A 26,876-nucleotide genomic window follows, 5' to 3' on the forward strand; every position below is an offset into this window, starting at 1 on the left:
CCCGCCCGCGCACGCCACCCTCACCCCACGCCCGAGACGGAGCCACGCGATGACGGCACAGGCCGAGACGTTCACGCGTCAGCCCTGGCACGAGCTGCCCCCGGTGCTCGCCGCGCTGATCCGTTCCCGGGCCGAGCACATCGTCGGCGACATGACCAGGGCGATCCGTGAGGAGGTGCCCGCATACCGCCGACCGCTCGACTCCGCCCTCGGCCGCGACCTGACCGAGTCGATCCGCCGGGCCGTGCTGCAGTTCGCGGAGCTGATCGAGCACCCCGACAGTGCCCAGGACCACCACCTCCACCACTTCCGGCACCTCGGCCGCATCGAGTTCCTCAACGGCCGGACGACGGACGCCATTCAGGCCGCCTTCCGGGTCGGCGCACGGGTGGGCAGCCGGCGCTACGCCGAGTTCGCGCAGGAGAACTCGCTGCCGCCCGGCACCGTCCTGACCCTGCACGAAGCCGTGCTGATCCACATCAACGCCCTGTCCAACGAGTCGGTGAAGGGTTTCCTCGCGGCGCAGCTGCGCTCGGAGGGCGAGGTGAAGCGCGCCCGCCGGGCCCTGGTGGAGCGGCTGCTGGAGCCGCCGCGAGGGCAGGAGCGCGCACCGCTCGGACCGCTGGCCGAGCATGCCCGGTGGGCGCTGCCGGACGCCGTCGCGTGCGTGGTCGTACGGTCGGCGGGCCGTTTCCCGTTGCTCGGCGCGGAGGGTGAACTGCTCTCCCTCGGCCGGGGGAGCGACCTCGTCCTGATCGTGCCCGGACCGGAGACGAGCGGGCTCCTCGAGCGGGTGCGGGACGCCGCACGGGGCCGTGTCGCCGTCGTGGGCCCGGCCGTTCCCCCGCACGAGGCGTGGCTGTCCCTGCAGTGTGCCCGCCTCGCCATCGACCGTCGTGCGGATCTGCCGGCGGTACCGGACGACGGGGCTTTCCTGCGCGTCGACGACGAGCTGGCCGAGCTGCACCTGCTGCGGGGCGCCCCCATCGGGCAGTTGCTCGGGCGGCGGGTGCTGGGCGTCTTCGCGGACCTGCCCCGGGGAAGAGCCGTCCGGCTCGCCGAGACCCTGGACGCCCTGCTGATGTCCTGGGGACGTACGGCTCCCGAGGTGGCCCAGGCGCTGGGCATCCACCCGCAGACCGCCCGCAAGCGCCTGCGCCAGCTGGAGACACTGTTCGGCGACCGGCTCGGGGACCCGCGCTTCCGTTTCGAGGCCCTGCTGGCACTGCGCACCCATGCGCTGCGGGCGGACGCCGGCTGAGCCGCAGAGGTCCGAGCCAGGTCACCGGCACCCACGCGGCGTCCCGCTGATCGGCCGCCGCCTTCCCCGGCGGGGCGAGCGGGTGCGACCATGCCGGGGTGATCACATCCCCCGACCCACTCGACGGCAGATCCCCGACCCGAAAGCTCCAGGTGGAGGCCCACGGGCTCGACGTGATCGCCGACACCGAACGCAAAGGCACACCCCGCACCCTGTTCTGGCCCTGGTTCGGCGCCAACGTGTCCATCCTGGGCCTCAGTTACGGCGCCTTCGCCCTCGGCTTCGGGATCTCCTTCTGGCAGGCGCTGGTCGCGGGAGTCGCCGGCATCGTCTTCTCGTTCCTGCTGTGCGGGTTCGTGGCCGTGGCCGGAAAACGCGGCTCCGCGCCGACGATGGTGCTCGGCCGCGCCGCGTACGGCGTGCGCGGCAACCGCCTGCCGTCGGTGATCTCCTGGATCCTCACCGTCGGTTGGGAGACCGTCCTGTGCGCCCTGGCCACCATGGCCACCGCGACCGTCTTCGGCCGGCTCGGCTGGGGCGGCGGCACCGAGACCAAGGTGGTCGCCCTCGTCCTGGTGGGGGCGTTGACCGTCGTCGTCGGTGTCATGGGCTTCGACCTGATCATGCGGCTGCAGACCGTGATCACGGTGGTCACGGGCGTACTGACCGTCGTCTACGTCGTCCTGGTCGCCGACCACATCCACTGGTCCACCGTCAGCGCCGTACCGGCGGGCTCCGCGCAGGAGTTCATCGGCGCGCTCGTCTTCATGATGACCGGCTTCGGCCTCGGCTGGGTCAACGCGGCCGCCGACTACTCCCGCTATCTGCCGCGCACCGCGTCGGGCCGGGGCGTGGTCGGCTGGACCGCGTTCGGCGCGTCGCTGGCACCGCTGCTCCTGCTGGTCTTCGGACTGCTGCTGGCCGGCTCCTCCAGCACGCTCAACGAGGCCGTCGCCGCCGACCCGATCGGCGCGCTGACGACGATCCTGCCGACCTGGTTCCTCGTCCCCTTCGCCGTCGTCGCAGTCCTCGGCCTGGTCGGCGGCGCGGTCCTCGACATCTACTCGTCCGGCCTGGCCCTGCTCTCGGCGGGCCTGCGCGTGCCGCGTTACGTGGCAGCCCTGTTCGACGGGGTACTGATGATCGCGGGCTCGATCTACATCGTGTTCGTCGCCGACGACTTCCTCGGCCCGTTCATGGGCTTCCTCACCACGCTCGGCGTCCCCATCGCCGCCTGGTGCGGCATCATGCTCGCCGACCTGGCCCTGCGCCGCCGCGACTACGACGAGGCCGACCTCTACCGCCCGGCCGGCCGCTACGGCGACATACCGTTCACCCCGTTGCTCCTCACCCTCACCGCCACCGCCCTCGGCTGGGGCCTCGTCACCAACTCGACGGCGAACTGGCTGGAGTGGCAGGGCTATCTGCTGGGCCCACTGGGCCTGGGCGGCAGGTCCGGCGCCTGGGCATACGCCAACCTCGGCGTCCTCGCGGCCCTCGCGCTCGGCTTCCTCGGCACGCTGGTGCTGCGCCGCGGACGCGTCCGCGAACAGGAGGCGCAGGCGCCGAGCCCGACGGTGGACCAAGGGGTGACCGCATGACCTCCGGGCTGCTCGCCGTCATCGACATGCAGCGCGTCTTCGCCGACCCCGACAGCCCATGGGCCGCCCCTCGATACGCCGAGGCGGCGGCGGGCGTACGGCGTCTGCTGCCGGCCTTCGGCGACCGGGTGACGTTCACCCGCTTCGTGGCACCCGACAAGCCGGAGGGCGCCTGGCGGGCCTACTACGAGCAGTGGCCCTTCGCCCTGCAACCCCCGGACGCCCGACTCTGGCAGCTGACGGACGACTTCGCCTCCCACGCGCGGCACGTGCTCGACACCACCACCTTCGGCAAGTGGACCCCGGAACTGGCCCGTCGCGCCACCTCGGAGGGCCGGCTGGTCCTGGCCGGCGTCAGCACCGACTGCTGTGTCCTGTCGACCGCCCTGGCGGCCGCCGACGCGGGCGTCGAGGTGCTGGTCGTCGCCGACGCCTGCGCGGGTGCGGACGACGACTCGCACGCCAAGGCGTTGCAGGTGATGGACCTGTACCGGCCGTTGATCCGGGTCACGACGGTCGCCGAGCTGCCGGCGGCGACGAGGTAGTCACGCCTTCCCTCTCGGAGGGGTCACGGCTCCGACGTCTCGGACTCCAGCGATGCCCGGGTAGCCGTGCCGTAGACGCCCGACTCGTCCGTGACGACGACGCGGGTGAGCTGGTAGGTGCGTACCGCGCCCTCGACCGTACGGTCGTATTCTCCGCGGGCGTCACCGCCGTAGAGGCCGATCTGGCGCAGGCGGAGCTGGAGTTCGACCACCTCCGGTCCCCGGTCGCCGAAGCGGAGGACCGGGGGTCGTCCTTCCGCGTCGCTCGGTTCCGGGGCGGCGCTGGTGGTGGTTCCCGCGCTGGAGGGGGCCGCCGTCGGGACGGCGGTCGGTGTGGGGGAGCGGTCGGCCGGGGTCGTGACCGGCGATGGTGTCGAGCTCGGGGACGGCGATGCCGACGCCGTTCCGGAGGAACGGCCCTCGGGGGAGGTGCCGTCTTCGGCGGAACCGTCCGGGACGGGCGCCCGTATGTCGTCCGACACGGCCTCGTCCCGTGACGGGCTGTCGTAGGTGAACAGCCCACCCAGGAAGGCGCCCGTCAGCAGCGCGACCACGGTGACGCCCGCTCCGGTGAGCAGGAGAGCGCGCCGCCTGCGCCGGGGACCGTCCTCCGTGTCCGCGGCCGGCGCCTCGTCCGCGTCTGTATCCCCTTCGAGGAGCGACGCATGGCCCGGTGGTGTCTCCGCGGCGTCCGGGGATGTGGGCAGAGCGTCCGCAGCCGTCGACTCCCTTGCTCGCTGCGGCGTTTCGACCCGATCCGTCCCGGGGCCGTCATCCAGCTCCACGAACGGCCGGATCCGCACCGGATCGAAGTCCTCCGCGGCGGCCGCCTCCGCGGTGCGTGTCTCGCGACGGGCGTCGGACGCTAGCCGGCCGCACGAGCAGGCCGGTGTCCCGTCCGCTGCCCGGGGCATGCCGCACTCGGGGCAGACGGGGCCGTTCGATTCGCTCACGTGGGGTCCCTCTCCGTGCAGATGTTCGGAATTTAAACAGATCTTCTGCACGCAATCTCCATGGGCCCGGGAATCGACGGAACCACGCCCTCCGGACGGTCGGGAACGAGCCCCCGGGCTACGCGGAACGGCGTGGCGTCCCCGTGCCGGGCCGGTCGAGGTGGGCGGTGAACCAGTCCCGGGCCAGCTCGGCCACAGTGGTGAGCGTGCCGGGCTCCTCGAAGAGATGGGTGGCGCCCGGGACGACCGCGATCCGGTGCTCGCAGTGCATCCGGTCGGCCGCCAGGCGGTTGAGACTGAGCACCTGGGTGTCGCGGCTGCCGACGATGAGCAGGGTCGGCGCCCGCAGGCGGGTCAGTGCGGCCGGGGTCGCCAGATCGGGGCGGCCACCACGGGAGACCACCGAGCGGACCCCGGAGCCGGACAGTGCGGCGGCCTCCAGCGCTGCGGCCGCTCCGGTGCTGGCGCCGAAGTAGGCGACGGGCAGTCCGGTTTGATCGTGCAGCCACACGGACGCGGCGTGCAGGCGCCGGGCCAGCAACAGGATGTCGAAGACGTTGTGCCGGTCGTGAGCCTCGTCTTCGGTGAGCAGGTCGAGCAGCAGGGTGGCCAGGCCGGCGCGGTTGAGGGCGGTGGCGACGTACTGGTTGCGCGGGCTGTGCCGACTGCTGCCACTGCCGTGCGCGAACGCCACGACCGCCGGCGCTCCGTCCGGCACGACCAGCCGAGCGCCGACCCGCGCGCCTGCGGCGGGGACCAGTACCTCGCGGTCCGACGGCGATGCGGATGGCGCGGAGCGTGTGGGTGTGTTGGGCACTGCTGCAGCTTCTGCGGCCTTCTCGGCCTGCGAGGACGGCGCGCTGGAAGGGCGTGGCACGGGGTGGGCCGCCTGTGCGAGCAGGGAGGTCACCTCGGCGTCCGTGACCTGGTCGAAGTCCCGGTACCACGCGCCCACCGAGCCGAGGATCCGATGCGTGTGCGGGCACACCACGTCGTCGGCCACGCTCCGCAGCCGGGCGACGCTTCGGTCAGCCCCGACCGGGACCGCGAGCACGATCCGGGCCGCCCCCTGACCTCGTACGACCCGGCAGGCCGCCTCCGCCGTGGCCCCGGTGGCGAGTCCGTCGTCCACGACGAGCGCGGTGCGCCCGGCGACCGGCAGCGCGGCCCGCTCCCCCCGGTAACTCCGCACACGCCGCTCCAGCTCGCCCCGCTCGGCCTCCTCCACGGCCTCGCGCTCACCGGTTCGCAACCCGGCCGCGTCGATCACGTCCTGGTTGAGGACCCGCACCCCGTGCTCGCCGATCGCCCCGAAGCCCCACTCCGGCTGCCCGGGCACGCCCAGCTTGCGCACCACCAGCACATCCAGCGGGGCACCGAGACTCAGGGCCACCTCGGCTGCCACGGGCACACCGCCCCGAGGCAGCCCCAGCACGACGACATCCTGCCCGCGCAGCTCCTCGAGCCCCTCGGCCAGCAGCCGCCCAGCCGCCCTACGGTCGTCGTAACGCATACACCGCCTCCCGCGCCCATCAGGGCGGGAGCCTGTCCCGTCCTCTTCAGGCTACGACTGTTCGCCCCAGGCAGATGCCGGAGGCACAGTGCGCCTCGGCGCGGGAGCACGCCGAGGCGCCCGAATCCGGTTGCGTGCCGGGCCCTGGACCCGGCATCGTGCCCGGGCAGCTGCCCGCCTCGCCATGCCCGCAGAGGAGACCCACCGGTGTCCGACGTTGCCCCGCGCCGCCTGGCCCTCCTCGGAGGAGGTTTCTCCACCGACGAGGACGGTCTCCTGGACGACTGGCTCCTGGACCACGCGCGCACGCCGCGCCCCAAGGTCTGCTTCCTGCCCACCGCGAGCGGAGACGCCCCCGCGTACACCGAGCGGTTTCTGGCCGCCTTCGGAACGCGCCGGTCCGTCGTGCCGTCCGTGCTGTCCCTGTTCCAGCGAACACTCGATGACGCGACGCTGCGTGCCTTCCTCCTGGCCCAGGATGTCGTCTATGTGGGCGGCGGCAACACCGCCAACCTGCTGGCAGTGTGGCGGGTGCACGGTGTGGACCGGCTGCTGCGCGAGGCCTATGACCGCGGGACGCTGCTGTGCGGCATCAGCGCCGGCGCCAACTGCTGGGCCGAGGCCTCGCACACCGACTCCTTCGGGCCGCTGACGTCCCTGGCGGACGGGCTGGGACTGCTGCCGGGATCGGTGTGCCCGCACTACGACAGCGAGCCGGGGCGCCGCCCCTCCTACCGCTCGGCGGTGGCGAGCGGAGCGCTGCCCGCCGGGTGGGCCCTGGAGGACGGAACGGGGGCGCTCTTCACGGACGGCGCGCTGACGGAGGCGGTGACGCGTGCCGTCGGTGCGCGGGTGTGCCGGGTGGAGCCGGTCGAGCCAGGCGGAGGGGTCCGGGAACGCGCTGTGCCGTGCCGCGTTGTGCGCCCCGCGCCCCGCGGGCACCCCTGATCACGCTCTCGCCCCCAGGCGCCCGGCTTTTGGCGATATCCCGTCGGTACCCCGCGGCGGTTGCCGTGTTCAATCACCCGTATCGCGTCACGCATCACGGCACGAACGGACGGCCCCACACGTCAGGAGGCATCGTGATCGCCGTTCCCGAGCCCGGTCTCACCGAACGCGACATCGTCGAACGCGCCGTGAACCTGCGGCCCGTGCTGCTCGAACGCCAGCCGGAGACCGAACGGCTGACGCACTACCCCAAGGACACGCACGACGACTTCCTGCGGGCCGGCTTCTACCGGATCCTCCAGCCGCGACGGTACGGCGGCTACGAGTTCGGGCTGCCCACCTTCTACCGGGTGGTCACCGAGGTCGCCCGCGGCTGCCCCTCCACCGGCTGGGCGCTGTCGCTGACCGCAGCACACGTACTGCAGGTCGCCACACTCTTCGGGGAGCGGGCGCAGGACGAGATCTTCGGCGCCGACGGCGACTTCCGGGCCGCCTCCACGGTCGCGCCGATCGGTGTCGCGCAGCCCGACGGCGACGCCCATGTCGTGCTCGACGGCACCTGGCCGTACTCCTCCGGCGCCCCCTACTCCACCCACTACGTCGGCCAGACCCTGCGCGCCCCCGACCGGCCCGGAGGTCCGCCCGGACCGCCGGTGCTGTTCGTCGCCCCGCGCTCGGTGTGGACGGTGCTCGACGACTGGCACGGCGTCCTCGGCCTGCGGGGCAGCGGCTCCAACAGCATCCACATGGACAAGGCCCGTATCCCCGCGTACCTGACCTGTGAGGCGAGCCTGCTCGACCTGCCCGTCGAGGGCGGCAGCGCCGGCTCCGAACTGCACGGCAACCCGATGTACGCCGGTCGTGCGCCGAGCTTCTTCCACGGCGAGCTGGCCGCCATCATGATCGGCACCGCCCACGCCGCCGCCGACGAGTACGCCCGTGCCGTCGCAGGCCGCCCTCTGCTCCTCGAGCCCGACCGCACCCGCGCCGAGCTCCACGACTACCAGCGGCACCTCGGCGAGGCCCTCGGCGTGATCCACACGGCCGAGGCGGCGCTGCGGCGCACCGCGGAGGAGTGGATGGAGACCTGCCGCCGCAACGCCACCGGGGAAGCCCCGTTCACCATCGCCGAGGACAACCGCCTCGCCCTCATGTTCCTGAGCGCGGGCCGGATGACCTGGGACGTCCTGCAGAACATCCTCTTCCGCACGGCCGGCTCCCGGCACGCGCGCGACGGCGAGCGGATGCAGCGCTACTTCCGGGACGCGGCCACGTACTGGACCCATGTGGGCCCCGGCATGGCCGAGCCCCTCGCCCGCCGGGTGGGCTGCGACCGCCTGGGCCTGCCGTCCGACCACATTCCGTTGATCCCCTGATCCCCTGAGCCCCTGATCCCTGATCCCTGATCCCCTGATCCCATCGGTCCGCTGAGAACGATCTCTCGATCTCCCGACCACCCGGCCGATCCCCTGGACGCCTATAGGAATGCCCCGCTCCGGATCGGGTACGCGAGCAGGGCCGTACGACTGCCGCTACCAGGGGATCCGCCATGACCACACCCGCGAACGACTACACCTCCACTCCGGCCCGCCGGGCGCTGGACGCGCTGGCCGAGGACACGCAGGACAGGGCGGCGATGGACAGGCTCGCGAGCAGCGACGTCCTCGTCCCCGTGCCCGACGACGCCCGCGAGGAGGACGCCGCCGACCCCGCGACCGTGGCGCTGCCGGTCATGGAGCAGCCGGGCGGCGACCCGACCGTCCCGGTGTTCACCTCCGAGCCCGCCATGGCCGCGCTGCTGCCCTTCGTCTCCCGCTACCGCCTGGTCCCCCTGGGCGCACTCGCCTCGCAGTGGCCCACCGAGGACCTGGCGCTCACCATAGACGCCGGCTCGCCCCACCCCCTGACGCTGACCTCGGAGGGCGTACGGACCTTGCTGGCACGGCCGTAGCGCCACAGGACGCATCCCCGCAGGACGCATCCCGCAGAACGCATCCCCGCCCACAGCGCCTCGGTGAAGGTCGGCCGGAACTGCTCCCCGCCGCCGGGTGGTTCGGACGTACGGAGAGGGAAGATCCCACCGGGAGGGCCGACGTGAAAGGGTGGGGGGTCGTCTTGAGGGTCGTCCTGCTCGGTACCGCCGCCGGAGGCGGTTTCCCACGGTGGAACTGCGCCTGCGCGCGGTGCGCCGCCGCCCGTGACGGCAAGCTGCCCGCCCGCACCCCGGAGTGCGCGGCCGTCACCGGCAACTCCCGGGACTGGTGGCTGCTGAACACCTCGCCGGACATCCGCGCCCAGCTCACGGCCGCCTCCGCCCTGTGGCCAGGCCCCCGGCACACTCCGGTGCGCGGCGTCCTGCTGACCGATGCCGAGGCCGATCATCTGGCCGGCCTGGCAGTGCTCCGGGAGACCGCGGGGCTGAAGACGTACGCGGCTCCCGAGGTGCTCGGCGCCCTGGGCCCGGCCCAGGTGGCCCTCGACCGGCATGCCCCGTGGGAGTGGGCGGACAGCCTGGCCGAGGGCGGTTTCGTGCTGGCCGGCGGCCTGGTCGTCACGGCGCACCCCGTCACGGGGGAGCCGCCGGCATACGTGCCGGGCCGGGCGAGGGACGGCCGCTGGGTGACGGCCTACCGGATCGAGGACCTGGCCACCGGGGGCGTCCTGGTGTACGCACCCCGCGTGCGGAGCTGGACTCCGATGCTGGACGACCTCGTCGCGGCGGCGGACTGCGTCGTCCTGGACGGCACCCACTTCGCGGCGGACGAGGCGGCGCGGGCCGGGCGGCATCTGCCCGTCTCCGGACCCGCCGGCAGCCTCACCGCCCTGACCCGCCATCCGCACGCCCGCCGGATCTACACCCATCTGGCCGACACGAATCCCCTGCTCGACCCCGCCTCGGCGGCCCGCGCACAGGTGTCGGAGGCGGGTGCCGAAGTCCTCCCGGACGGGGCGGAGTTCGTGCTCTAGCCGCTCTGCCTGCGCACTGCGGCGTCAGGAGCCCAGCATCCGGGCCAGCGCGTCGCGCTGCAGTGGCAGGACGTCGGCGTGCAGGTCACGGCCCTTGCGGGTGAGGGTGACGTACACCCCGCGCCGGTCCTCCGCGCAGATGGAACGCTCCACCAGGCCGTCCTTCTCCAGCCGGCCGATGAGCCGGGACAGGGCGCTCTGGCTGAGATGGACCCGCCCCACGAGGTTCTGCACCCGGCACTGGTCGCCCTCCCGGGGGGTGGTGGACGCGAGGATGTCGAGCACCTCGAAGTCGCTCGCGCCCAGCCCGTGCGGGTGCAGCACGCGGTCGATCTCGTTCATGGTGCGCGCGTGCACCGACAGGATGTCCCGCCACCGTTCCTCGAGCCCCGCGCCGGCCGTTTTCGCTGCCATACCGGCACGGTAGCACCGATTCGGCCATTCATTGAGTGTGCAACTAGTGCATGCGCAAGCGAACGCCTGATCGAGCCACGCCTGCCCGACAGGGCGGGCTCAGGCAGCCGGGTCCTGCAGGATCCCGACGAGATTGCCGTCGGCGTCGTTCACGGACGCGATCAGCCTGCCGCCGCCGACGTCCTTCACGTCCTGCAGCGTCTCCGCACCCGCCTCCAGCAGGGCCGCCAGGGTCGCCCTGATGTCGGTCACGTGCCAGTAGGGGACCGGGCCGGTCATGCCCTTGGTGTGCCCGTTGGGGTCGAGGCCGACGTCCTGTCCGGCGTCCTTGAAGCCGACGTAGTACGGCTCGTCCGCATACGGTTCGGTGCCCAGCAGGGCGGTGAACAGGGCCTTTGCCCGGTCGAGGTCCTTGACGGGGTAGATGATCGTGTTGAGTCCGGCGGTCATGACGTCCTCCTGGGTGACGTGCGGTCCGACGTGTTTCGTCGGTGGCTTCACGCTAGGACGGGGGAGCGGCACCGGACTTCTCGATTCCTGACCGATCACCTGTCGAGGGCGCGCCGACGGCCGCATCACCGTGCGGCGCACCCTCGCGGGCCCGCTTGTGCCGTGACGCCGTTACGTCGACTCCCGCTTCACCAGCTCCGTCGGCAGGATCACCGCAGCCGGGTCCTCGCCGCCGATCTGTGCCAGCAGCAACCGCACCATCTCGGCGCTGATCCGGTCGTAGGGCTGGCGGATCGTCGTCAGGGCGGGGGTGGCCTCCGTCGCCGCGACGGAGTCGTCGAAACCGCCCACCGACACGTCCTCGGGCACCCGGCGGCCCGCCCGGCGCAGCGCGGCCAGGGCGCCCTGTGCCATCAGGTCGGACGCCACGAACAACGCGTCCATGTCAGGGACCTGCGCCAGCAGCCGGTCGGCGCCCGCCTCGCCACTGGCCCGGCTGTAGTCGCCGGAGACGATGAGCCGCTCGTCGACCTCGACGCCCGCCTCCGTGAGCACCTCCTTGTAGCCGGCGAGGCGATCGACACCGCCCGGGGTGTCCAGCGGGCCGCTCACCATGCCGATACGGCGGCGGCCCAGCGACAGCAGATGGCGCACCATGTCACGGGCGCCGTCCCGGTCGTCCGCGGCCACGTAACTCACCTTGGAACCGAGCCCCATGGGCTTGCCGCACTGGACGAGGGGCACCCCCGCCGCACGCAACTCCTCGGCCACCGGATCACCGGAGTGACTGGACACCAGCAGCACCCCGTCGACGTGGCCCGCCGTGATGTACCGCGTTATGCGCCGCCGTTCGTCCCGCGTGCCGGCCAGCATCAGCAGCAGCGGGATGTCGTGCGAGGCGAGCGCCTGGGTGCAGCCGCTCAGCAGGACATTGAAGTTGGGGTCCTCGAAGAACCTCTCCTGCGGCTCGGTCAGCAGGAAGCCGATCGAGTCCGAACGCCCCGTGATCAGCGAACGGGCATGCCGGTTGACGACGTAACCCGTCCTGCGGATCGCCGCGTTGACCGCCTCCTGCGCGGCCGGGCTGACGTAGTGCCCGCCGTTGAGCACGCGCGAGACCGTGCCCCGTGAGACTCCGGCCTCGCGCGCCACGTCGTGGATCGTCGGCGGTCTGCGTCGGCCCCCCGTGTTGCTCATGGTCATGACTTTACGGCTCCGGAGAGCAGATCGAGGCTCCAGAACCGCTGGATGACCAGGAAGAGCGCGACCAGCGGAAACACCGCGAGGAACGCGCCGGTGATCACCAGGGTGTACAGCGCGGGCGTGTTGGCGCCCTGTTCCAGGAGCGTGTACAGACCGAGCGTGATCGGGAACTTCTCGTCGTCGCTGAGCATGATGTACGGCAGCAGGAAGTTGTTCCAGATCGCCACGAACTGGAACAGGAACACCGTCACCATGCCCGGCACCATCATCGGCAGCGCGACCCGGGTGAAGATCCGCCACTCGCTCGCCCCGTCCATCCGCCCGGCCTCGACCACGTCGGCCGGGACGGCCGCGGCCGCGTAGATCCGCGAGAGGTAGACGCCGTACGGCGAGAGGATCTGCGGCAGCAGTACGGCCAGGTGCGAGTCCGTCAGGTCGGCCTTGGCCAGCAGCAGGTACTGCGGGATGGCCAGGATCACCGGCGGCATCAGTACGCCCGTCAGCAGGACGTCGAAGATCGTCTCGCGGCCCGGGAAGCGGTAGACGGCCAGCGCGTAGCCGCTGAACGCGGAGACGGCCGTCGACAGCAGGGCGCCGAGGATCGCGTACAGGGCCGAGTTGCCCATCCACTGCCAGTACACGCCGTCCCGATAGGCGCTGAGGTCCGAGAGGTTGTCCGCGAAACCCGTGCCCGGGAGGAAGGTGAACGTGGAGAACAGCTCACTGCCGGACTTCGTCGCCGCGATCACCACCCACGCCACGGGCAGCAGGCAGTAGATCGCGCCGAGCAGCAGGGTGACCGTGGGAATCAGCGCGATCCGGCGGCGCAGCGGCGGCCGGCTGCGGGCGGTGCCGGGCGTGATGCCGGCGGCCGTGTCGGCCTTGCCGACGGCGAGGGAGCTCATCGCGCTGCCTCCTGCTTGTTGCGACGGTTGGCGGCCCGCAGGAAGCCGAAGGACAGCAGCAGCGTGGCCAGGGCGATGATCGTGGCCTGCGCGGCCGCCGCGTGGATGTCGCCCTTGCCGAAGGCGTCCTGGTACACCTTCATCAGCGGACTCCACGTCGTGGACACGGAGTTGGTGAGCGGCTTGAGGGTGGTCGGCTCGCTGAACACCTGGAGCGTCGCGATGATCGAGAAGAAGAAGGTCAGCACCAGGGACGGCGCCACCATCGGGATCTTGATCTTCAGCGCGATCTGGAGCGGTGTGGCGCCGTCCAGCCTGGCCGCCTCGTACACCTCGGCAGGGATCGCCTGCAGCGAGGTGTAGATGACGATCATGTTGAAGCCGGTGCCGCCCCAGACGGCGATGTTCGACAGGGCGAGGTACAGCGGACCGCCGTCGAGGAGGTCCGGCTGCGGCAGGCCCAGCTTGTCGAGCACGAAGTAGAAGGGGCTCACGTCCGGCAGGTACAGGAAGCCCCACAGCAGCGCGGCCACGACGCCGGGGATGGCGTACGGCAGGAAGATCGCGAGCCGGGTGAACGGAGCGAGCCGCACCTTCTCGGAGTCGAGCATCAGCGCGAACAGCAGGGCGAGGCCCAGCATCACCGGGACCACGATGCAGCCGTAACCGAGCACGCGCAGCGCGCCGGTGACCAGTTCGCTGTCGGTGAGGGCGTCCGTGTAGTTCTCCAGGCCGGCCCAGACCTCCTTGCGGGCGCCGGAACCGAGGCCGAGCCCGGAGACCTTCACCTTGTGGAAGCTGAGCCAGATCGCGTAGCCGATCGGCAGTGCGAAGAAGAGCAGGAAGAGGACCGTCGCGGGGAGGAGGAAAAAATAGGGCGCGCTCCGCGCTCGTTTGAGGGTGGTGGTGGGAGACGGGTGGGCGTACGGGGCCCCCTTCACCCCGTACGCCTTCCGGCTTGTGCTGGTCACTCGGAGACCTCGAAGCCCTGCTTCTCGAGGTCGGCGACCGTGTCGTCCTGCATGGCCGTCAGGGCGGCGACGAAGTCGGACTTGTCCTTGGCGGCCTTGCCGAAGGCGTCCTTGAAGGTCGTATAGGCGACGTTCACGTTCGGGCCCCAGGCGGACGGGGCGGTGGTCTTCGCGATCCCGGCGGCCTTGGTGTAGAAGTCCGACTGGTTCGAGAAGTAGGCCGGCGGGGTGGTGAAGGCGCCGCTGGTCTGGGCGTTCGTGGCGGCCGGGTAGATGCCGCTCTCCTTGGCCAGCGCCTGGAGGGCGGCGTCGTCGGTGTTGAGCCAGGCGGCGAATTTCGCGGCGGCCGCCTTGTGCTTGGAGTCCGTGGTGACGGCGGTGGAGGAGCCGCCCCAGCTGCCGGTGACGTTCTCCGACTGCGACCACTGGGGGAGCGGGGCCATGGCCCACTTGCCCTTGGTGTCGGGCGCGGCCGTGGTCAGCGTGCCCGGGGCCCACACCGCGGAGACCCAGGCGATCTGCTTGCCGGTGTTGAGCGCCTTGTTCCAGGCCGGCGTGTACATCGGCTGGTTGTCGATGGCGCCCTCCTTGACGAGGTCGCCCCAGAACTCGGCGACCTTCTGGGAGGCGGCGTCGTTGATGCCGACCTTCCACTTGTCGCCCTCGGTGGTCCACCACTTGGCGCCGGCCTGCTGGGCGAGGCCCGCGAAGAGACCGGAGTCGTTGGCGGAGAAGGTGGTCAGGTCCTTGTCCGGGGCCTTCTTCTTGAGCGCGCGGGCGGTCTCGGCGAACTGCTCCCAGGTGGTGGGGACCGTCAGGCCGTACTGCTTGAACAGGTCCTCGCGGTAGTAGAACATCATCGGCCCGATGTCCTGCGGGACGGCGTAGACCGCGTCCGTGCCGAGCGTGGTCTGCTGCCACACCCCGTCGGCGAAGTTGCTCTTCGCGTCGCCCACTTCACCGGCTATGTCCGCGACCGCGTCATTGCTGACGAGGGTCGGCAGCGCCTGGTACTCGGCCTGGACCAGGTCCGGCGCCTTGCCGGCCTTGTGGGCGGTGAGGATCTTGGTGACCAGCGTGTCGCCGGACGCCTGCTTCTTCACCGTGACCGTGATCTGGTCCTTCTTGCCCTGGCCCTTGTTCCACAGGTCGACGACCTTGTCCATGCCGGGCGTCCAGGTCCAGTACGTCAGCGAGACGGGACCGGACTCGGCCTCGGTGTCGTCCTCGGAACCGCAAGCGGCGAGGGCGGTGGTGCCGAGGGCGACGGAGACGCAGAGGGCCGCACTTCTGAAAAGGAGCCGCCGACGCTTGGTGATGGGCATGGATCTCTCCCCTGACCTGGGGTCTTCGCCCGCTGCGAAGACCTGCCATGCTTCTGTGAGCGTTCACAGTAGAGAAACATCCCGGACACTTGTCAATGGTTGTTGCTGTGCGGTTATGTTGGGCCAACACCGCTGATCGAGTGTGTGCACGTTCCCAAATGATCGATTAAACGGGAGAGATCCATGCCGGAGACCACCCCCAGGGGCCTCACCGGGCTCGCCTTCGGTGGGGACTACAACCCCGAGCAGTGGCCGGAAAGCGTCTGGCAGGAGGACGTCCGGCTGATGCGGGAGGCCGGCGTCACGATGGTGAGCGTCGGGATCTTCTCCTGGGCCCTGCTGGAGCCCTCACCCGGGCTGTACGACTTCGGCTGGCTGGACCGCCTGCTCGACCTGCTGCACGAGCACGGCATACGCGTCGACCTCGGCACGCCCACCGTGTGCCCGCCGGTGTGGTTCTACCGCGCCCGCCCCGAGGCACTGCCCGTGACGCCGGAGGGCGTGCGCCACGAGTTCGGTTCCCGAGCCGCGATCTGTCACAGCAACGCGGACTACCGGGCGGCCGCCGCGAACATCACCACCAAGCTCGCCGAACGCTACGGCGACCACCCGGCGCTGGCGATGTGGCACGTGCACAACGAGTACGGCGTCCCCGTCTCGGCCTGCTACTGCGAGTCCTGCGCGGCCTATTTCCGGCGTTGGCTGGAGTCGGCGTACGGCACGGTCGACGCGGTCAACGAGGCCTGGGGCACAGCGTTCTGGGGCCAGCGCTACACCGACTTCGGGCAGATCAACCCGCCGCGCCTGACGCCGACGGCCGTCAACCCGGCCCAGGCGCTGGACTACAAGCGCTTCGCCGACGCCACCATGCGCGAGAACTTCCGTATGGAGCGGGACATCCTGCACCGCCTCTCACCCGGCGTCCCGGTCACCACCAACTTCATGACGGCCCTGAGCCAGTGCGACTCCGTCGACTACTGGGCCTGGGGCCGTGAGGTCGACATCGTCACCAACGACCACTACCTGATCACCGACGGCCGCCGCACCCACGTCAACCTCGCGATGGCCGCCGACCTCACCCGCTCGGTGGCCGGGGGAGCGCCCTGGCTCCTGCTGGAGCACTCCACGTCGGGCGTCAACTGGCAGCCCCGCAACCCCGCCAAGGCGCCCGGCCAGATGGCCCGCAACTCCCTCGCCCATGTGGCGCGCGGCTCCGAGGGCGCCATGTTCTTCCAGTGGCGGCAGTCCCGGCGCGGCGCCGAGAAGTTCCACTCGGCGATGCTCCCGCACGGCGGCACCGAGACGCGGGTGTGGCGCGAGGTGGTGGAACTCGGCGCCGCACTCGACTCGTTGAGCGGCGTGCGCGGCACGCGCACGCGGGCCGACGTGGCGATGCTGTGGGACTGGCACTCCTGGTGGGCGCAGAACCTCGACTGGCGCCCCAGCGAGGACCACGACCCGCGCGAGCGGGCCGACGCCTTCTACGAGGTGCTCTACGACCGCCACCTCACGGTCGACTTCGCCCACCCGGAAGCCGACTTGTCGGCCTATCCCCTTGTCGTCGTGCCCGCGCTGTACCTGATGACGGAGGCGGCCGGCCGCAATCTGCGCCGGTACGTCGAGAACGGCGGCACCCTCGTCGTGTCGTACTTCTCCGGCATCGTCGACGAGCACGACGCCGTGCACGAGGGCGCGTACCCGGGCCCGCTGCGGGACGTGCTCGGCCTGACCGTCGAGGAGTTCTCGCCGCTGCTCCAGGACCAGTCGGTGCGTATCACCGGTCCCGACGGCTCCGAGCTGACCGGCGACGTCTGGTCGGAGTTCGTCGTCCCGAACGGCGCCGAGACCGTGTGGACGTACGAGGACGGCCTCGTGGCCGGCCACCCGGCCGTCACCCGGCACCGACTCGGCGAGGGCACCGCCTGGTACGTCTCCACCCGCCCGGGCGCCGGGGGACTCGACGCGCTGCTGGGGTGTGCGATCGAGGACGCGCAGGTCGCACCGCGTGTCGACCTGCCCCGGGACGTCGAGGTGGTGCGCCGTGCCGGCGAGTCGGGCAGCTATCTGTTCGCCGTCAACCACACCGCGTCGGACGCCAAGGTGCCGCTGGAGGCACCCGGCACCGAGCTGCTGACCGGTGAACGCGCCGCGGGCCGCCTCGAAGTGCCCGCGGGAGCCGTCCGGGTCGTCCGACTCGACGGCTGAGCCGACTCCCCTCCGCCCGCGCGTGCCACGAGCCGCGGGCGGAGGGGCTCCTCACCGCAGGGGTTCCCCATCGCGGTGGCGAGGCCCTCGCCGGCCCTCCCGGCGGGGGGCACCCCCATCCCCATACGTCGAAGGGACGACGGACGAAGATGTTCCATCCCAGACGCACCCTCCGAGTCCTGCTGATACCGCTCGCCGCCGGACTCGCCCTCACCGCCCTGCCCGCGCCGTCTGCCTCGGCGGCGAGCACGCTCACCAACGGCGGCTTCGAGTCCGACGGCACCGGCACCGCGACCCCGGCCGGCTGGTCCACGTACTCGGCGGCCGGTCAGAACTCGGCCTCCTTCACCGAAGCCGGCGGCCACGGCGGGAGTTACCGCCTGACCCACTGGGCGTCCTCCGCCTACAAGGTGGAGACCTACCAGTACCTGTCCGGCCTGACCAACGGGAACTACAAGCTCACCGCCTGGGTCCGCTCCGGCGGCGGCCAGAACTCGGCGTACCTCGCGCTGAAGAACTGCGGCGGCGCCGAGCAGCGCACCGACATCCCGGTCTCGGCGAGCGGCTGGATCCGCATCGTCGTTCCGGTCAATGTCACCAACAACCAGTGCACGATCAGCATCAACAGCGACGCCAACGCGGGCAACTGGATCAACGTCGACGACCTCACCTTCGCGTCCGGCACCGGCGGCACCTCGATCCACGGCGCCGACATCTCCTCCCTGGCCAAGAGCGAGGCCAAGGGCGGCGTCTACAAGACGAGTTCCGGCACGACCGGCGACGCGGTCGCCATTCTGAAGAACGCCGGCATGAACTACGCGCGCCTGAAGGTCTGGGTCAACCCGGCCGACGGCTACAACAACAAGACGCGCGTCCTCGCCATGGCCAAGCGCGTCAAGGCGGCCGGCATGAAACTGCTGGTCGACTTCCACTACTCGGACACCTGGGCCGACCCCGGCGCCCAGAGCAAGCCGGCCGCCTGGGCGGGGCACTCGTACAGCCAGCTGAAGACCGACGTGTACAACCACACGTACGACGTGCTGAGCGCGCTGAAGGCGCAGGGCACCACCGCCGACATGGTCCAGGTCGGCAACGAGATCAACGGCGGCATGCTGTGGAACGAGGGCTCCACGAACAACTGGTCGCAGCTCGCCGGGCTGCTCAACTCCGGCTACGACGCGGTCAAGGCGGTCAACTCGTCCACCGCGGTCGCGCTGCACCTCGCCAAGGGTGGTGACCTGTCCGGCACCCGCTGGTGGTTCGACAGCGCGGTCGCGAACGGCGTGAAGTTCGACGCGATCGGCCTGTCGTACTACGGCTACTGGCACGGCCCGCTCTACGACTTCCAGACGACCCTGGACGACGCGGCCTCCCGCTACGGCAAGCCGGTCTTCGTCGCCGAGACGGCCTACCCGTTCCGGCTGGACAGCGAGGACTCCCACGAGGAGATCATCAACACTACCGGCGAGCTGGTCTCCGGCTACCCGGCGAACACGGCCGGGCAGCGCCGGTGGATGAACGACATCGCGAGCATCGTGGAAGCCGTCCCGAACGGCCGCGGCCTCGGCGTCTTCTACTGGGAGGCGACCTGGACCGCCGTCTCCGGCAACGGCTGGGACCCGACCGACGCCTCGTCCGGCAACGGCTGGGAGAACCAGGCGCTGTTCGGTTACGACGACAAGGCGCTGTCCTCGATGGCGTGGTTCAGCCACCGCTGAGTTCGTTGATTCTGCGACAGAAGGGCCCGGCCGCGCCCCTGCGGCCGGGCCTCGCCGCGTCAGGACCGAACCGCCTTGTGTCGTACGGCCGTTCGGTACCGGACAAGGGGTCAGGACTGCCGGACACGGTGGCTTCGGCTGCGGGACAGTGGGAAGACGCGTTACCACGTGGCCCGACGGAGGGAGGGACGAGATGCTGAGGACTCCCGTCAGCGTGAGGCGCCTGGACATCCTGGAATGGCTGAAGAACCCGGCCGCGCACTTCCCGGACCAGCGGCATGGCGACCCGGTCGAGGACGGTGTCACCGCGGACGCCGTGGCCGGGAAACTCGGCGTGCCGCGCAAGGTCGCCGAGACTCACCTCGGACTCCTCGTGGACCTGGGTCTGCTGCGCACGAAGCGGATCAGGCGGCGCCTCCACTACCGGCGCGACGAGATGCGCATCGCCGAGGTCGCGCGGATGTTCGAGAAGGGCTGGTAGGCGGAGAGCGGGAGGGGCCGGGCAGCGCAGGAGCGCCTGGTAGCGCAGGAGCACCCGGGCGGTTCGGGATCCGGTCAGCCGGCCCTGTCACTCCAGCGCGGGCCGAGTTCCGCCTCCCGACCGAGTTCGCGATGCTCGCGCACCGCGATCCGGGCCAGCTTCGTCAGCATCATGCCGTTGCGGATGGCGACGACGTAGTCGACGGGCAGCCCGTGCATCCGCGTGCCGGGGCCCCGAAGGGGATGCCAGTCCAGGACGAAGAGGGTGTGCTCGCCCCAAGGGATCAACCGCATGGCGATGCGGGCCGCGCCGAAGGGCTCCGCCTTCGCCTCCAGTTCCAGGCGGCGCCGCGGCTCGCAGATGCGGACGACGCAGGTGTCCTCCAGGGTCAGCCGCCCGACACCGACGCGCACCCGCAGCCGGGCGCCCACGTCAGGCCAGTGCGGGTCCGCGGCCAGGACCTCCTGGGTGCCGGTGACCCACTCCCCGTAGCGATGGCCGTCGGACAGCAGTCCCCAGACCTCGGACGGCGAGCTCAGGATCAGACGACGGGTGCGGGCCACGCCGACCACGCTCCTTCGGGAGTACGGGCCTGTGCTGCTCAGCGGGCAGTTCGACGGTAGCCGCGCGACGCCCGCCGAGCATCCGCAGAAGCGGGCACCGCCGAGGCCGAAGCCCCGAAGTGACCCTCCCGGCCGCCCGGAGTTACCCTGTTCACCGGCCGCGACCAGCCTCGCGGCACGGCGGTGGGGCCCGCCGTACCCGAACCGCGGCATCGGTGCCGCCAACGGTCCCTACTTGCGACGACGCGGCCCGCACGCCCGGGCCCCGGCGAGTAGGAGACGTACGCCAGTGACAACCCCGGACACCGAGAACCTCCGCGCTCCCGCCCGCACCCCGCGGCGGCCCGCCTGGCGGACACAGGCACCGGTCGTCACGGTGGTCGCACTCGGGGGAGCCGTCGGGGCCACCGCCCGCTACGCGTTCGCCCTGTGGTGGCCGAGCCAGCAGGGCGGCTTCCCCTGGGCGACGTTCTGGACCAACGTGGCCGGCTGCGCCGTGATCGGCGTGTTCATGGTGGTCATCACCGACGTGTGGGCGGCCCACCGCCTCGTCCGCCCCTTCTTCGGCACCGGCGTCCTCGGCGGTTTCACCACGTTCTCCACATACGCCGTCGACGTCCAGCGACTGATCGACAACGGCCACCCCCGCACCGCACTGGCCTACCTCGCCGCGACCCTGGTCGCGGCACTCGGCGCGGTCTGGCTCGGCGCGGCGGCGACCCGCCGCGTTCTGAAGTGGAGGCACCCATGACCCGGCTCACCGGCAGGGCCCTGCGCCTGACCGTCTTCGTCGGCGAGAACGACACCCGGCACCACAAACCCCTCTACTCGGAGATCGTCCACCGCGCCCACGCCGCGGGCCTCGCGGGCGCCAGCGTCTTCCGTGGCATCGAGGGTTTCGGCGCGTCCTCCCTGATCCACACCTCACGCCTGCTGTCCCTGAGCGAGGACCTGCCGGTCGCGGTCGTGATCGTGGACACGGAGGAGCGCGTACGGGCCTTCCTGCCGCAACTCGACGAGCTCGTCACCGAGGGGCTCGTCACGCTCGACGACTGCGAGGTCATCCGGTACGCCGGACGCGACGACACTTCGCCCGCCTCGGACACGGAAGGTAAGAAGTCGCCGTGAACTGGCTCCTGGTGATCGCGGGCGCAGTCGTCGGCGCGCCCCTGCGCTACCTCACCGACCGGGCCGTGCAGTCCCGGCACGACTCGGTGTTCCCCTGGGGCACCTTCCTGGTCAACGTCACCGGCTGCCTGATCCTGGGCCTGCTCACCGGCGCGGCGGCCGCGGGCGCCGCGAGCCCCCACCTCCAGTTGCTGCTGGGCACGGGCCTGTGCGGGGCGCTGACCACGTACTCGACCTTCTCGTACGAGACGCTGCGGCTGACCGAGACGGGGGCCGGGCTGTACGCCGTCGCGAATGCCGTGGGCAGTGTGACCGCCGGACTCGGGGCGGCGTTCCTCGGGGTGTCGATCGCCGGGGCGGTGTGGTCGTAGCCCGAGCCGGGCGGGTGTGGCCGCGATCACCGAGGACCGCACCGGCCGGCGCCTGCCCCGGCTGCCGTTCGTCGAGCTCGGCGAGGCCCGCTTCGTCGCCGGCTTCATCGGCAGCTACGACAACGTACGCACCATGCGGCAACTCGGCTTCAGCGGCCACCAGGCCTACGCGAGCGCCTTCGCCGACAAGCTCCGCGACTACCGGAGGGCCGGCTTCCTCCTGCCGCAGGACGCCCGTGACATGAGCCGCCGGGCCGGCCTGTGCCCTCCGTCGACCTTCACGCAGACCTACCGCGACCACTACGCCGACTTCGTCGCGATCCGGCCCTGCGCGGCCCGCTGAGACGAACCACGGCAAAGCCGCAGGTCAAGCCATTCCGTCGGGAGCCCTGGCAGGACAGTGCGCGCCGCTGTCCTGCCAAACCCCGGAACGGGGGTGGTGTGTACTCGACTTTCAGGGTTCACCCCCGGTGAATCTTTCCTTTCGGCTCCCCTTGACACCACCCTCGGCTCACCCGGAGTATCTCTCCCGTGAACCTGTCAGACAGCCGGACAGCCGGACAGCCCCCGCGACGCATCAGCGCCATGGAAGCGGTCCTGGCACACCTTCGCGGTGCCATCGAGCGCGGCGAGTACGCCGTCGGCGACAAGCTCCCCTCCGAGGCGGAGCTCTGCCGCACCCTGGAGATCAGCCGCCCCGTGCTGCGCGAGGCCCTCAGGGCCCTGCAGACCATGGGCCTGACCGTCTCCAAGACCGGCAAGGGCACCTTCGTCGTCGCCAGCACCGTCGAGGACCCCACCTTCGGTGACTACTCGGCCAGCGACCTGCTGGAGGTGCGCCGGCACGTCGAGATCCCGGTCGCCGGGTACGCGGCCCTGCGCCGCACCCCGGAGAACCTCGACCACCTGGCTCACCTGCTCGACCGTATGGAGCGGGAGACGGACACCACCGCGTGGGTCGCGATGGACACCCTCTTCCACCTGGCCGTGGCCGAGGCCGCCCAGAACCCGGTGTTCCGCCGGGTCATCGAGGAGATCCGCGACGCACTGGCGCGTCAGTCGGCCTTCCTCAACGAACTGGGCGGCCGCCGCGAGCAGTCCAACCGCGAGCACCGGGCGATCGTCGAGGCGCTGATCGACGGTTCCGAACTCGACGCCACCGACGCCATGGCACATCACCTGGACCGCGTCGAGACCACCCTCACCGACATCGTGCGCCCCGAGCGCACGGACAGCCCCACGGAAGGCGGACCCGAGGCGTGAGCGAGCAGCACCTCAAAGAAGAGACGCGCCCCTCGTCCGGTCACGTAGACGCCGGAGACCACGGCTACAGCAAGTCGCTGAAGGCCCGGCACGTCAACATGATCGCCATCGGCGGTGCCATCGGCACCGGCCTGTTCCTCGGCGCCGGCGGCCGACTCGCCGACGCCGGTCCGTCCCTGTTCATCGCCTACGCGGTCTGCGGAATCTTCGCCTTCCTCGTCGTCCGCGCCCTCGGCGAACTCGTCCTGTACCGGCCCTCCTCCGGCGCCTTCGTGTCGTACGCGCGGGAGTTCATGGGGGAGAAGGGCGCGTATACGGCGGGCTGGATGTACTTCCTGAACTGGGCGACCACCGGCATCGCCGACATCACCGCGGTGGCCACCTACACCCACTACTGGGGCATGTTCTCCGACATACCGCAGTGGGTGATCGCACTCATAGCCCTGGCGGTCGTCCTGACCGTGAACCTGATCTCGGTGAAGATCTTCGGCGAACTGGAGTTCTGGTTCGCCATCATCAAGGTCGGCGCGCTCGTCGTCTTCATGCTGATCGGCATCTTCCTGCTGGTCACCCAGCAGCCCGTGGACGGCCACACCCCCGGCCCGTCCCTGATCACCGACAACGGCGGCGTCTTCCCCAACGGCCTGCTGCCGATGCTGCTGATCGTCCAGGGCGTCGTCTTCGCCTACGCCTCCGTCGAGCTCGTCGGCGTCGCGGCCGGTGAGACCGAGAACCCCGAGAAGATCATGCCGAAGGCGATCAACTCGATCATGTGGCGCGTGGGTCTCTTCTACGTCGGCTCGGTCGTCCTGCTCTCGATGCTGCTGCCCTGGTCGTCGTACAAGGCGGGCGAGAGCCCCTTCGTCACCGTCCTGTCCAACATCGGCGTCCCGGCGGCCGGCGGCGTCATGAACCTCGTCGTCCTCACCGCGGCCATGTCCTCGCTCAACTCCGGCCTGTACTCCACCGGCCGCATCCTGCGCTCCATGGCGATGTCCGGCTCCGCCCCCAAGTTCACCTCGGTGATGAGCCGCAGCCAGGTCCCGTACGGCGGCATCCTGCTCACCAGCGGTATCTGTGTCCTCGGCGTCGGACTCAACTTCGTCGTCCCCGCGGAGGCCTTCGAGATCGTGCTGAACTTCGCGGCGATCGGCATCCTCGCCACCTGGGGCATGATCATGATCTGTCACCTGCTCTTCTGGCAGAAGACCCAGAAGGGCGAGCTCACCCGCCCCGGCTACCGACTGCCGGGCTCCCCCTGGACCGAACTCGTGACGCTGGCCTTCCTCGCCTCCGTCCTGGTCCTCATGTACGCCGACGGAGGCGCCGGCCGCACCACCGTGCTGTGCCTGCCGCTGATCGTCGGAGCGCTGGTCGTGGGCTGGTACACCATCCGCGGCCGCATCGGGCGCGCCTCCACCAGCGCCTCCTCCAAGGCCGACGCGTGAAACCCGTGTCGGTCGACGACCCCTCCTCGACCCACGACAACCAGGCAGTGATGTACAGCAGTTCCAGCAGTGCCATAGCGGACGCACCCCTTGTCCGCGAACCCCTCCACGCCCCCGTCGCCCACCTCGTACGCGGCGGAATGATCGAAGGCACCCACTACGGCTCCGTCGTCGTCCTCGGCGCCGACGGCGAAGTCCGGTTCCAGCTCGGTGACATCGAGGCCGCCTTCTACCCGCGCTCGGCGCTCAAGCCCGTCCAGGCCGTCGCCATGGTGCGCGCCGGGCTGCCGCTGGACGGTGATCTGCTGTCCCTTGCGGCGGCCAGCCACTCCGGCGAGGAACGCCACCTCGCCGGGACGCGGCGGATCCTGGAACTCGCCGGGCTGACCGAGGAGCAGCTGCGCAACGTCCCGGACATGCCGTTCGATCCGGTGGTGCGGGACGCGTGGGTGCGGGAGGGCCGGCTGCCGTCGCGGCTCGCCCAGAACTGCTCCGGCAAGCACGCGGCCATGCTGTACACCTGCCGGCTCAACGGCTGGTCCCTGGAGGACTACCTCGACCCCGGGCACCCGCTCCAGCAGGCCATCGCCGAGATCGTCGAGGATCTCACCGGGCAGCGGATCGCACGTGTGACCGTCGACGGGTGCGGGGCGCCGCTGTTCTCCGTCTCGCTGCACGGGCTTGCCCGCGCGGCGGCTCGGATCACCACCGCGGCGCCGGGTACGCCCGAGGCGCGGGTCGCGGACGCGATGCGGGAGCACGCCGAGATGGCTTCCGGCTCGGGGCGGGATGTGGCCGGGTTGATGCGGTCCGTGCCGGGGCTGCTGGCCAAGGACGGTTTCGAGGGCGTGCAGGTCGCCGCGCTGCCGGACGGGCGGGCCGTTGCCGTGAAGATCGCCGACGGGGCCAATCGGGCGCGGGTGCCAGTGGCTGCCGCCGCTCTTGGGTGGGCCGGGGTGGATCCCGAGTTGCTCACCGAGTTCCAGGGTGAGGCGCTTCTCGGCGGCGGCAGGGAGGTCGGGTGTGTGCGGCCCGTTCGTTCGCTGGAGCCGGTTGTCGTCCCGGCTTGCGCCTGAGGATCTGCCGGATTCCTTGCCCGGCGGCTGCGGGCCTTTCGTGGCTGGCTCGCGCCCACGCGGCGGAGCCGCAAATTGACAGAGCCCCGCGCCCCTATGGGGTGCGTCCACCCTCAACCCCTTTGAAAGAGGACCCGTTCCCTCATGACCGCCGCCACCCGTAGCGAGCACGATCTGCTCGGCGACCGCGACGTTCCCGCCGACGCGTACTGGGGTGTCCACACCCTGCGCGCCACCGAGAACTTCGCCATCACCGGAACACCCATCTCCGCTTACCCCCACCTCATCGACGCCCTCGCCGCCGTGAAGGAGGCCGCCGCTCTCGCCAACGAGGAGCTCGGTCTGCTGGAGCCGAGGAAGGCCGCCGCCATCGTCGCCGCCTGCCGGGAGATCCGTGCCGGTGAGCTGCACGACCAGTTCGTCGTCGACGTCATCCAGGGCGGCGCCGGCACCTCGACCAACATGAACGCCAACGAGGTCGTCGCCAACCGGGCGTTGGAGCTGCTCGGCCACGAGAAGGGCCAGTACCGGTTCCTGCACCCCAACGAGGACGTCAACCTCGGTCAGTCGACCAACGACGTCTACCCGACCGCCGTGAAGATCGCGACGGTGTTCGCGGTGCGCGGGCTGCTGAAGGCGATGGCCGTCCTCCAGGACGCGTTCGCCCGCAAGGCGGTGGAGTTCCGCGACGTGCTCAAGATGGGCCGTACGCAGCTGCAGGACGCGGTGCCGATGACGCTCGGGCAGGAGTTCTCGGCGTACGCCGTCATGCTCGACGAGGACCGGGCCCGGCTCGCCGAGGCCGTCGAGCTGATCCATGAGATCAACCTGGGTGCCACGGCCATCGGGACCGGGCTCAACGCCCCCGCCGGATACGCCGAGTCGGCGCGCCGCCACCTCGCCGAGATCACCGGGCTGCCGCTGGTGACCGCGGCCAACCTGGTGGAGGCCACCCAGGACTGCGGTGCGTTCGTGCAGATGTCCGGCGTGCTCAAGCGCATCGCCGTGAAGTTGTCCAAGAGCTGCAACGACCTGCGTCTGCTGTCGTCCGGGCCGCGTGCGGGACTCGGCGAGATCAACCTTCCGCCGGTGCAGGCGGGTTCGTCGATCATGCCGGGCAAGGTCAACCCCGTGATTCCCGAGGTCGTCAACCAGGTCGCCTTCGAGGTGATCGGCAACGACGTCGCCATCACCATGGCCGCCGAGGCCGGACAGCTCCAGCTCAACGCCTTCGAGCCGATCATCCTGCACTCCCTGTCGGAGTCCATCACACATCTGCGCAACGCGTGCGTGACGCTCGCCGAGCGCTGCGTGGCCGGCATCACCGCCAACACCGAGGCGCTGCGCCGGAGTGTGGAGAACTCCATCGGCCTGGTCACCGCGCTGAACCCGCACATCGGTTACACCGCCGCCACCGACATCGCCAAGGAGGCCCTCGTCAGCGGCCGCGGGGTGGCCGAACTCGTCCTGGAGAAGGGCCTGTTGCCCGCCGAGACCCTCGCCGACCTGTTGCGCCCGGAGGTCGTCGCGGGCAGCGGGCAGGCCCTGGCCTGACCAGCGCGAACCG

General features: G+C 70.9%; 27 protein-coding genes. 18 read left to right on the top strand and 9 right to left on the bottom strand.

Annotated features, from left to right (window positions below; genetic code table 11):
• Positions 1-49: 49 nt before the first annotated feature.
• The 3 genes from ACIBAG_RS14355 to ACIBAG_RS14365 all read left to right on the top strand — a co-directional run bounded on the left by ACIBAG_RS14355 (position 50) and on the right by ACIBAG_RS14365 (position 3,407).
• Positions 50-1,261, top strand: a complete 1,212-nt coding sequence (locus ACIBAG_RS14355; protein WP_399104710.1) for a helix-turn-helix domain-containing protein — start codon at positions 50-52, stop codon at positions 1,259-1,261.
• A 101-nt stretch (positions 1,262-1,362) separates the two neighbouring features.
• The gene (locus ACIBAG_RS14360) at positions 1,363-2,862 is read left to right on the top strand and encodes a purine-cytosine permease family protein (protein WP_399105422.1); all 1,500 of its coding nucleotides are present in this window, start codon (positions 1,363-1,365) and stop codon (positions 2,860-2,862) included.
• Positions 2,859-3,407 carry a cysteine hydrolase family protein gene (locus tag ACIBAG_RS14365; protein ID WP_399104712.1) on the top strand — a complete coding sequence of 183 codons (549 nt, stop codon included), beginning with the start codon at positions 2,859-2,861 and terminating at the stop codon, positions 3,405-3,407. Before ACIBAG_RS14360 ends, ACIBAG_RS14365 begins: the two co-directional genes overlap by 4 nt.
• A 23-nt stretch (positions 3,408-3,430) precedes the next feature.
• On the opposite strand, the gene ACIBAG_RS14370 is transcribed toward ACIBAG_RS14365, so the two are convergent.
• Together ACIBAG_RS14370 and ACIBAG_RS14375 are read right to left on the bottom strand one after the other, a co-directional pair.
• Entirely contained in the window at positions 3,431-4,360 is a 930-nt protein-coding gene (locus tag ACIBAG_RS14370; RefSeq protein WP_399104714.1) for a peptidoglycan-binding protein, read from the bottom strand.
• A gap of 118 nt (positions 4,361-4,478) precedes the next feature.
• A complete protein-coding gene (locus ACIBAG_RS14375; RefSeq protein WP_399104716.1) occupies positions 4,479-5,873 on the bottom strand; it encodes a phosphoribosyltransferase family protein in 1,395 nt (464 codons plus the stop codon).
• Between the two features lie 207 nt (positions 5,874-6,080).
• Between ACIBAG_RS14375 and ACIBAG_RS14380 the strand changes: the two genes are divergently transcribed.
• The 4 genes from ACIBAG_RS14380 (at position 6,081) to pqqB (ending at position 9,788) form a co-directional block, all read left to right on the top strand.
• Entirely contained in the window at positions 6,081-6,821 is a 741-nt protein-coding gene (locus ACIBAG_RS14380) for a Type 1 glutamine amidotransferase-like domain-containing protein (RefSeq protein ID WP_399104718.1), read from the top strand.
• A gap of 134 nt (positions 6,822-6,955) precedes the next feature.
• Entirely contained in the window at positions 6,956-8,197 is a 1,242-nt protein-coding gene (locus ACIBAG_RS14385) for an acyl-CoA dehydrogenase family protein (RefSeq protein WP_399104720.1), read from the top strand.
• Between the two features lie 173 nt (positions 8,198-8,370).
• Positions 8,371-8,772, top strand: a complete 402-nt coding sequence (locus tag ACIBAG_RS14390; protein ID WP_399104722.1) for an SseB family protein — start codon at positions 8,371-8,373, stop codon at positions 8,770-8,772.
• 164 nt (positions 8,773-8,936) lie between these two features.
• Entirely contained in the window at positions 8,937-9,788 is an 852-nt protein-coding gene (gene pqqB, locus ACIBAG_RS14395) for a pyrroloquinoline quinone biosynthesis protein PqqB (protein WP_399104724.1), read from the top strand.
• Between the two features lie 24 nt (positions 9,789-9,812).
• Here the strand turns inward: pqqB and ACIBAG_RS14400 are convergent, their stop codons facing one another.
• From ACIBAG_RS14400 to ACIBAG_RS14425, 6 genes are all read right to left on the bottom strand, one after another.
• Complete coding sequence (locus ACIBAG_RS14400; protein ID WP_399104726.1) at positions 9,813-10,202, bottom strand: MarR family winged helix-turn-helix transcriptional regulator; 390 nt, start codon at positions 10,200-10,202, stop codon at positions 9,813-9,815.
• A 99-nt stretch (positions 10,203-10,301) separates the two neighbouring features.
• Positions 10,302-10,652, bottom strand: coding sequence for a VOC family protein (locus ACIBAG_RS14405; RefSeq protein WP_399104728.1), 351 nt, complete (start codon positions 10,650-10,652; stop codon positions 10,302-10,304).
• A 171-nt stretch (positions 10,653-10,823) separates the two neighbouring features.
• On the bottom strand, positions 10,824-11,855 hold the full coding sequence (locus ACIBAG_RS14410) for a LacI family DNA-binding transcriptional regulator (protein ID WP_399104730.1): 1,032 nt from the start codon (positions 11,853-11,855) through the stop codon (positions 10,824-10,826).
• Entirely contained in the window at positions 11,852-12,760 is a 909-nt protein-coding gene (locus ACIBAG_RS14415) for a carbohydrate ABC transporter permease (RefSeq protein ID WP_399104732.1), read from the bottom strand. Before ACIBAG_RS14415 ends, ACIBAG_RS14410 begins: the two co-directional genes overlap by 4 nt.
• Entirely contained in the window at positions 12,757-13,731 is a 975-nt protein-coding gene (locus tag ACIBAG_RS14420; RefSeq protein WP_399104734.1) for a carbohydrate ABC transporter permease, read from the bottom strand. The genes ACIBAG_RS14415 and ACIBAG_RS14420 overlap by 4 nt, the downstream gene beginning before the upstream one ends.
• Positions 13,728-15,056 (bottom strand): ABC transporter substrate-binding protein, encoded by a 1,329-nt coding sequence (locus ACIBAG_RS14425; protein ID WP_399104736.1) that lies wholly within the window; start codon positions 15,054-15,056, stop codon positions 13,728-13,730. The genes ACIBAG_RS14420 and ACIBAG_RS14425 overlap by 4 nt, the downstream gene beginning before the upstream one ends.
• A gap of 183 nt (positions 15,057-15,239) precedes the next feature.
• On the opposite strand from ACIBAG_RS14425, the gene ACIBAG_RS14430 reads away from it, so the two are divergent.
• The 3 genes from ACIBAG_RS14430 (at position 15,240) to ACIBAG_RS14440 (ending at position 19,460) form a co-directional block, all read left to right on the top strand.
• Entirely contained in the window at positions 15,240-17,261 is a 2,022-nt protein-coding gene (locus ACIBAG_RS14430; protein WP_399104738.1) for a beta-galactosidase, read from the top strand.
• A 149-nt stretch (positions 17,262-17,410) separates the two neighbouring features.
• Positions 17,411-18,979, top strand: a complete 1,569-nt coding sequence (locus ACIBAG_RS14435; protein WP_399104740.1) for an arabinogalactan endo-beta-1,4-galactanase — start codon at positions 17,411-17,413, stop codon at positions 18,977-18,979.
• 193 nt (positions 18,980-19,172) lie between these two features.
• Positions 19,173-19,460 carry an ArsR family transcriptional regulator gene (locus tag ACIBAG_RS14440; protein WP_399104742.1) on the top strand — a complete coding sequence of 96 codons (288 nt, stop codon included), beginning with the start codon at positions 19,173-19,175 and terminating at the stop codon, positions 19,458-19,460.
• A gap of 74 nt (positions 19,461-19,534) precedes the next feature.
• Here ACIBAG_RS14440 and ACIBAG_RS14445 read toward each other — a convergent pair whose 3' ends face one another.
• Entirely contained in the window at positions 19,535-20,023 is a 489-nt protein-coding gene (locus tag ACIBAG_RS14445) for an SRPBCC family protein (protein ID WP_399104744.1), read from the bottom strand.
• 289 nt (positions 20,024-20,312) lie between these two features.
• Between ACIBAG_RS14445 and crcB (ACIBAG_RS14450) the strand changes: the two genes are divergently transcribed.
• From crcB (ACIBAG_RS14450) to aspA, 8 genes are all read left to right on the top strand, one after another.
• Positions 20,313-20,774, top strand: a complete 462-nt coding sequence (gene crcB / locus ACIBAG_RS14450; RefSeq protein ID WP_399104746.1) for a fluoride efflux transporter CrcB — start codon at positions 20,313-20,315, stop codon at positions 20,772-20,774.
• Positions 20,771-21,151, top strand: a complete 381-nt coding sequence (locus ACIBAG_RS14455) for a DUF190 domain-containing protein (RefSeq protein WP_399104748.1) — start codon at positions 20,771-20,773, stop codon at positions 21,149-21,151. The genes crcB (ACIBAG_RS14450) and ACIBAG_RS14455 overlap by 4 nt, the downstream gene beginning before the upstream one ends.
• Positions 21,148-21,522 carry a fluoride efflux transporter CrcB gene (gene crcB, locus ACIBAG_RS14460; protein ID WP_399104750.1) on the top strand — a complete coding sequence of 125 codons (375 nt, stop codon included), beginning with the start codon at positions 21,148-21,150 and terminating at the stop codon, positions 21,520-21,522. Before ACIBAG_RS14455 ends, crcB (ACIBAG_RS14460) begins: the two co-directional genes overlap by 4 nt.
• 16 nt (positions 21,523-21,538) lie before the next feature.
• Positions 21,539-21,865: a hypothetical protein gene (locus ACIBAG_RS14465; RefSeq protein WP_399104752.1), complete on the top strand. Its 327-nt coding sequence runs from the start codon at positions 21,539-21,541 to the stop codon at positions 21,863-21,865.
• 242 nt (positions 21,866-22,107) lie between these two features.
• Positions 22,108-22,785 (top strand): FadR/GntR family transcriptional regulator, encoded by a 678-nt coding sequence (locus ACIBAG_RS14470; RefSeq protein WP_399105423.1) that lies wholly within the window; start codon positions 22,108-22,110, stop codon positions 22,783-22,785.
• Complete coding sequence (locus tag ACIBAG_RS14475) at positions 22,782-24,233, top strand: amino acid permease (protein ID WP_399104754.1); 1,452 nt, start codon at positions 22,782-22,784, stop codon at positions 24,231-24,233. Before ACIBAG_RS14470 ends, ACIBAG_RS14475 begins: the two co-directional genes overlap by 4 nt.
• Positions 24,234-24,283: 50 nt before the next feature.
• Positions 24,284-25,309 carry an asparaginase gene (locus ACIBAG_RS14480; RefSeq protein WP_399105425.1) on the top strand — a complete coding sequence of 342 codons (1,026 nt, stop codon included), beginning with the start codon at positions 24,284-24,286 and terminating at the stop codon, positions 25,307-25,309.
• Between the two features lie 144 nt (positions 25,310-25,453).
• Entirely contained in the window at positions 25,454-26,863 is a 1,410-nt protein-coding gene (gene aspA / locus ACIBAG_RS14485) for an aspartate ammonia-lyase (protein ID WP_399104756.1), read from the top strand.
• Positions 26,864-26,876 lie beyond the last annotated feature (13 nt).

This window comes from Streptomyces sp. NPDC051243 (assembly GCF_044455405.1).
Lineage (GTDB): Bacteria > Actinomycetota > Actinomycetes > Streptomycetales > Streptomycetaceae > Streptomyces.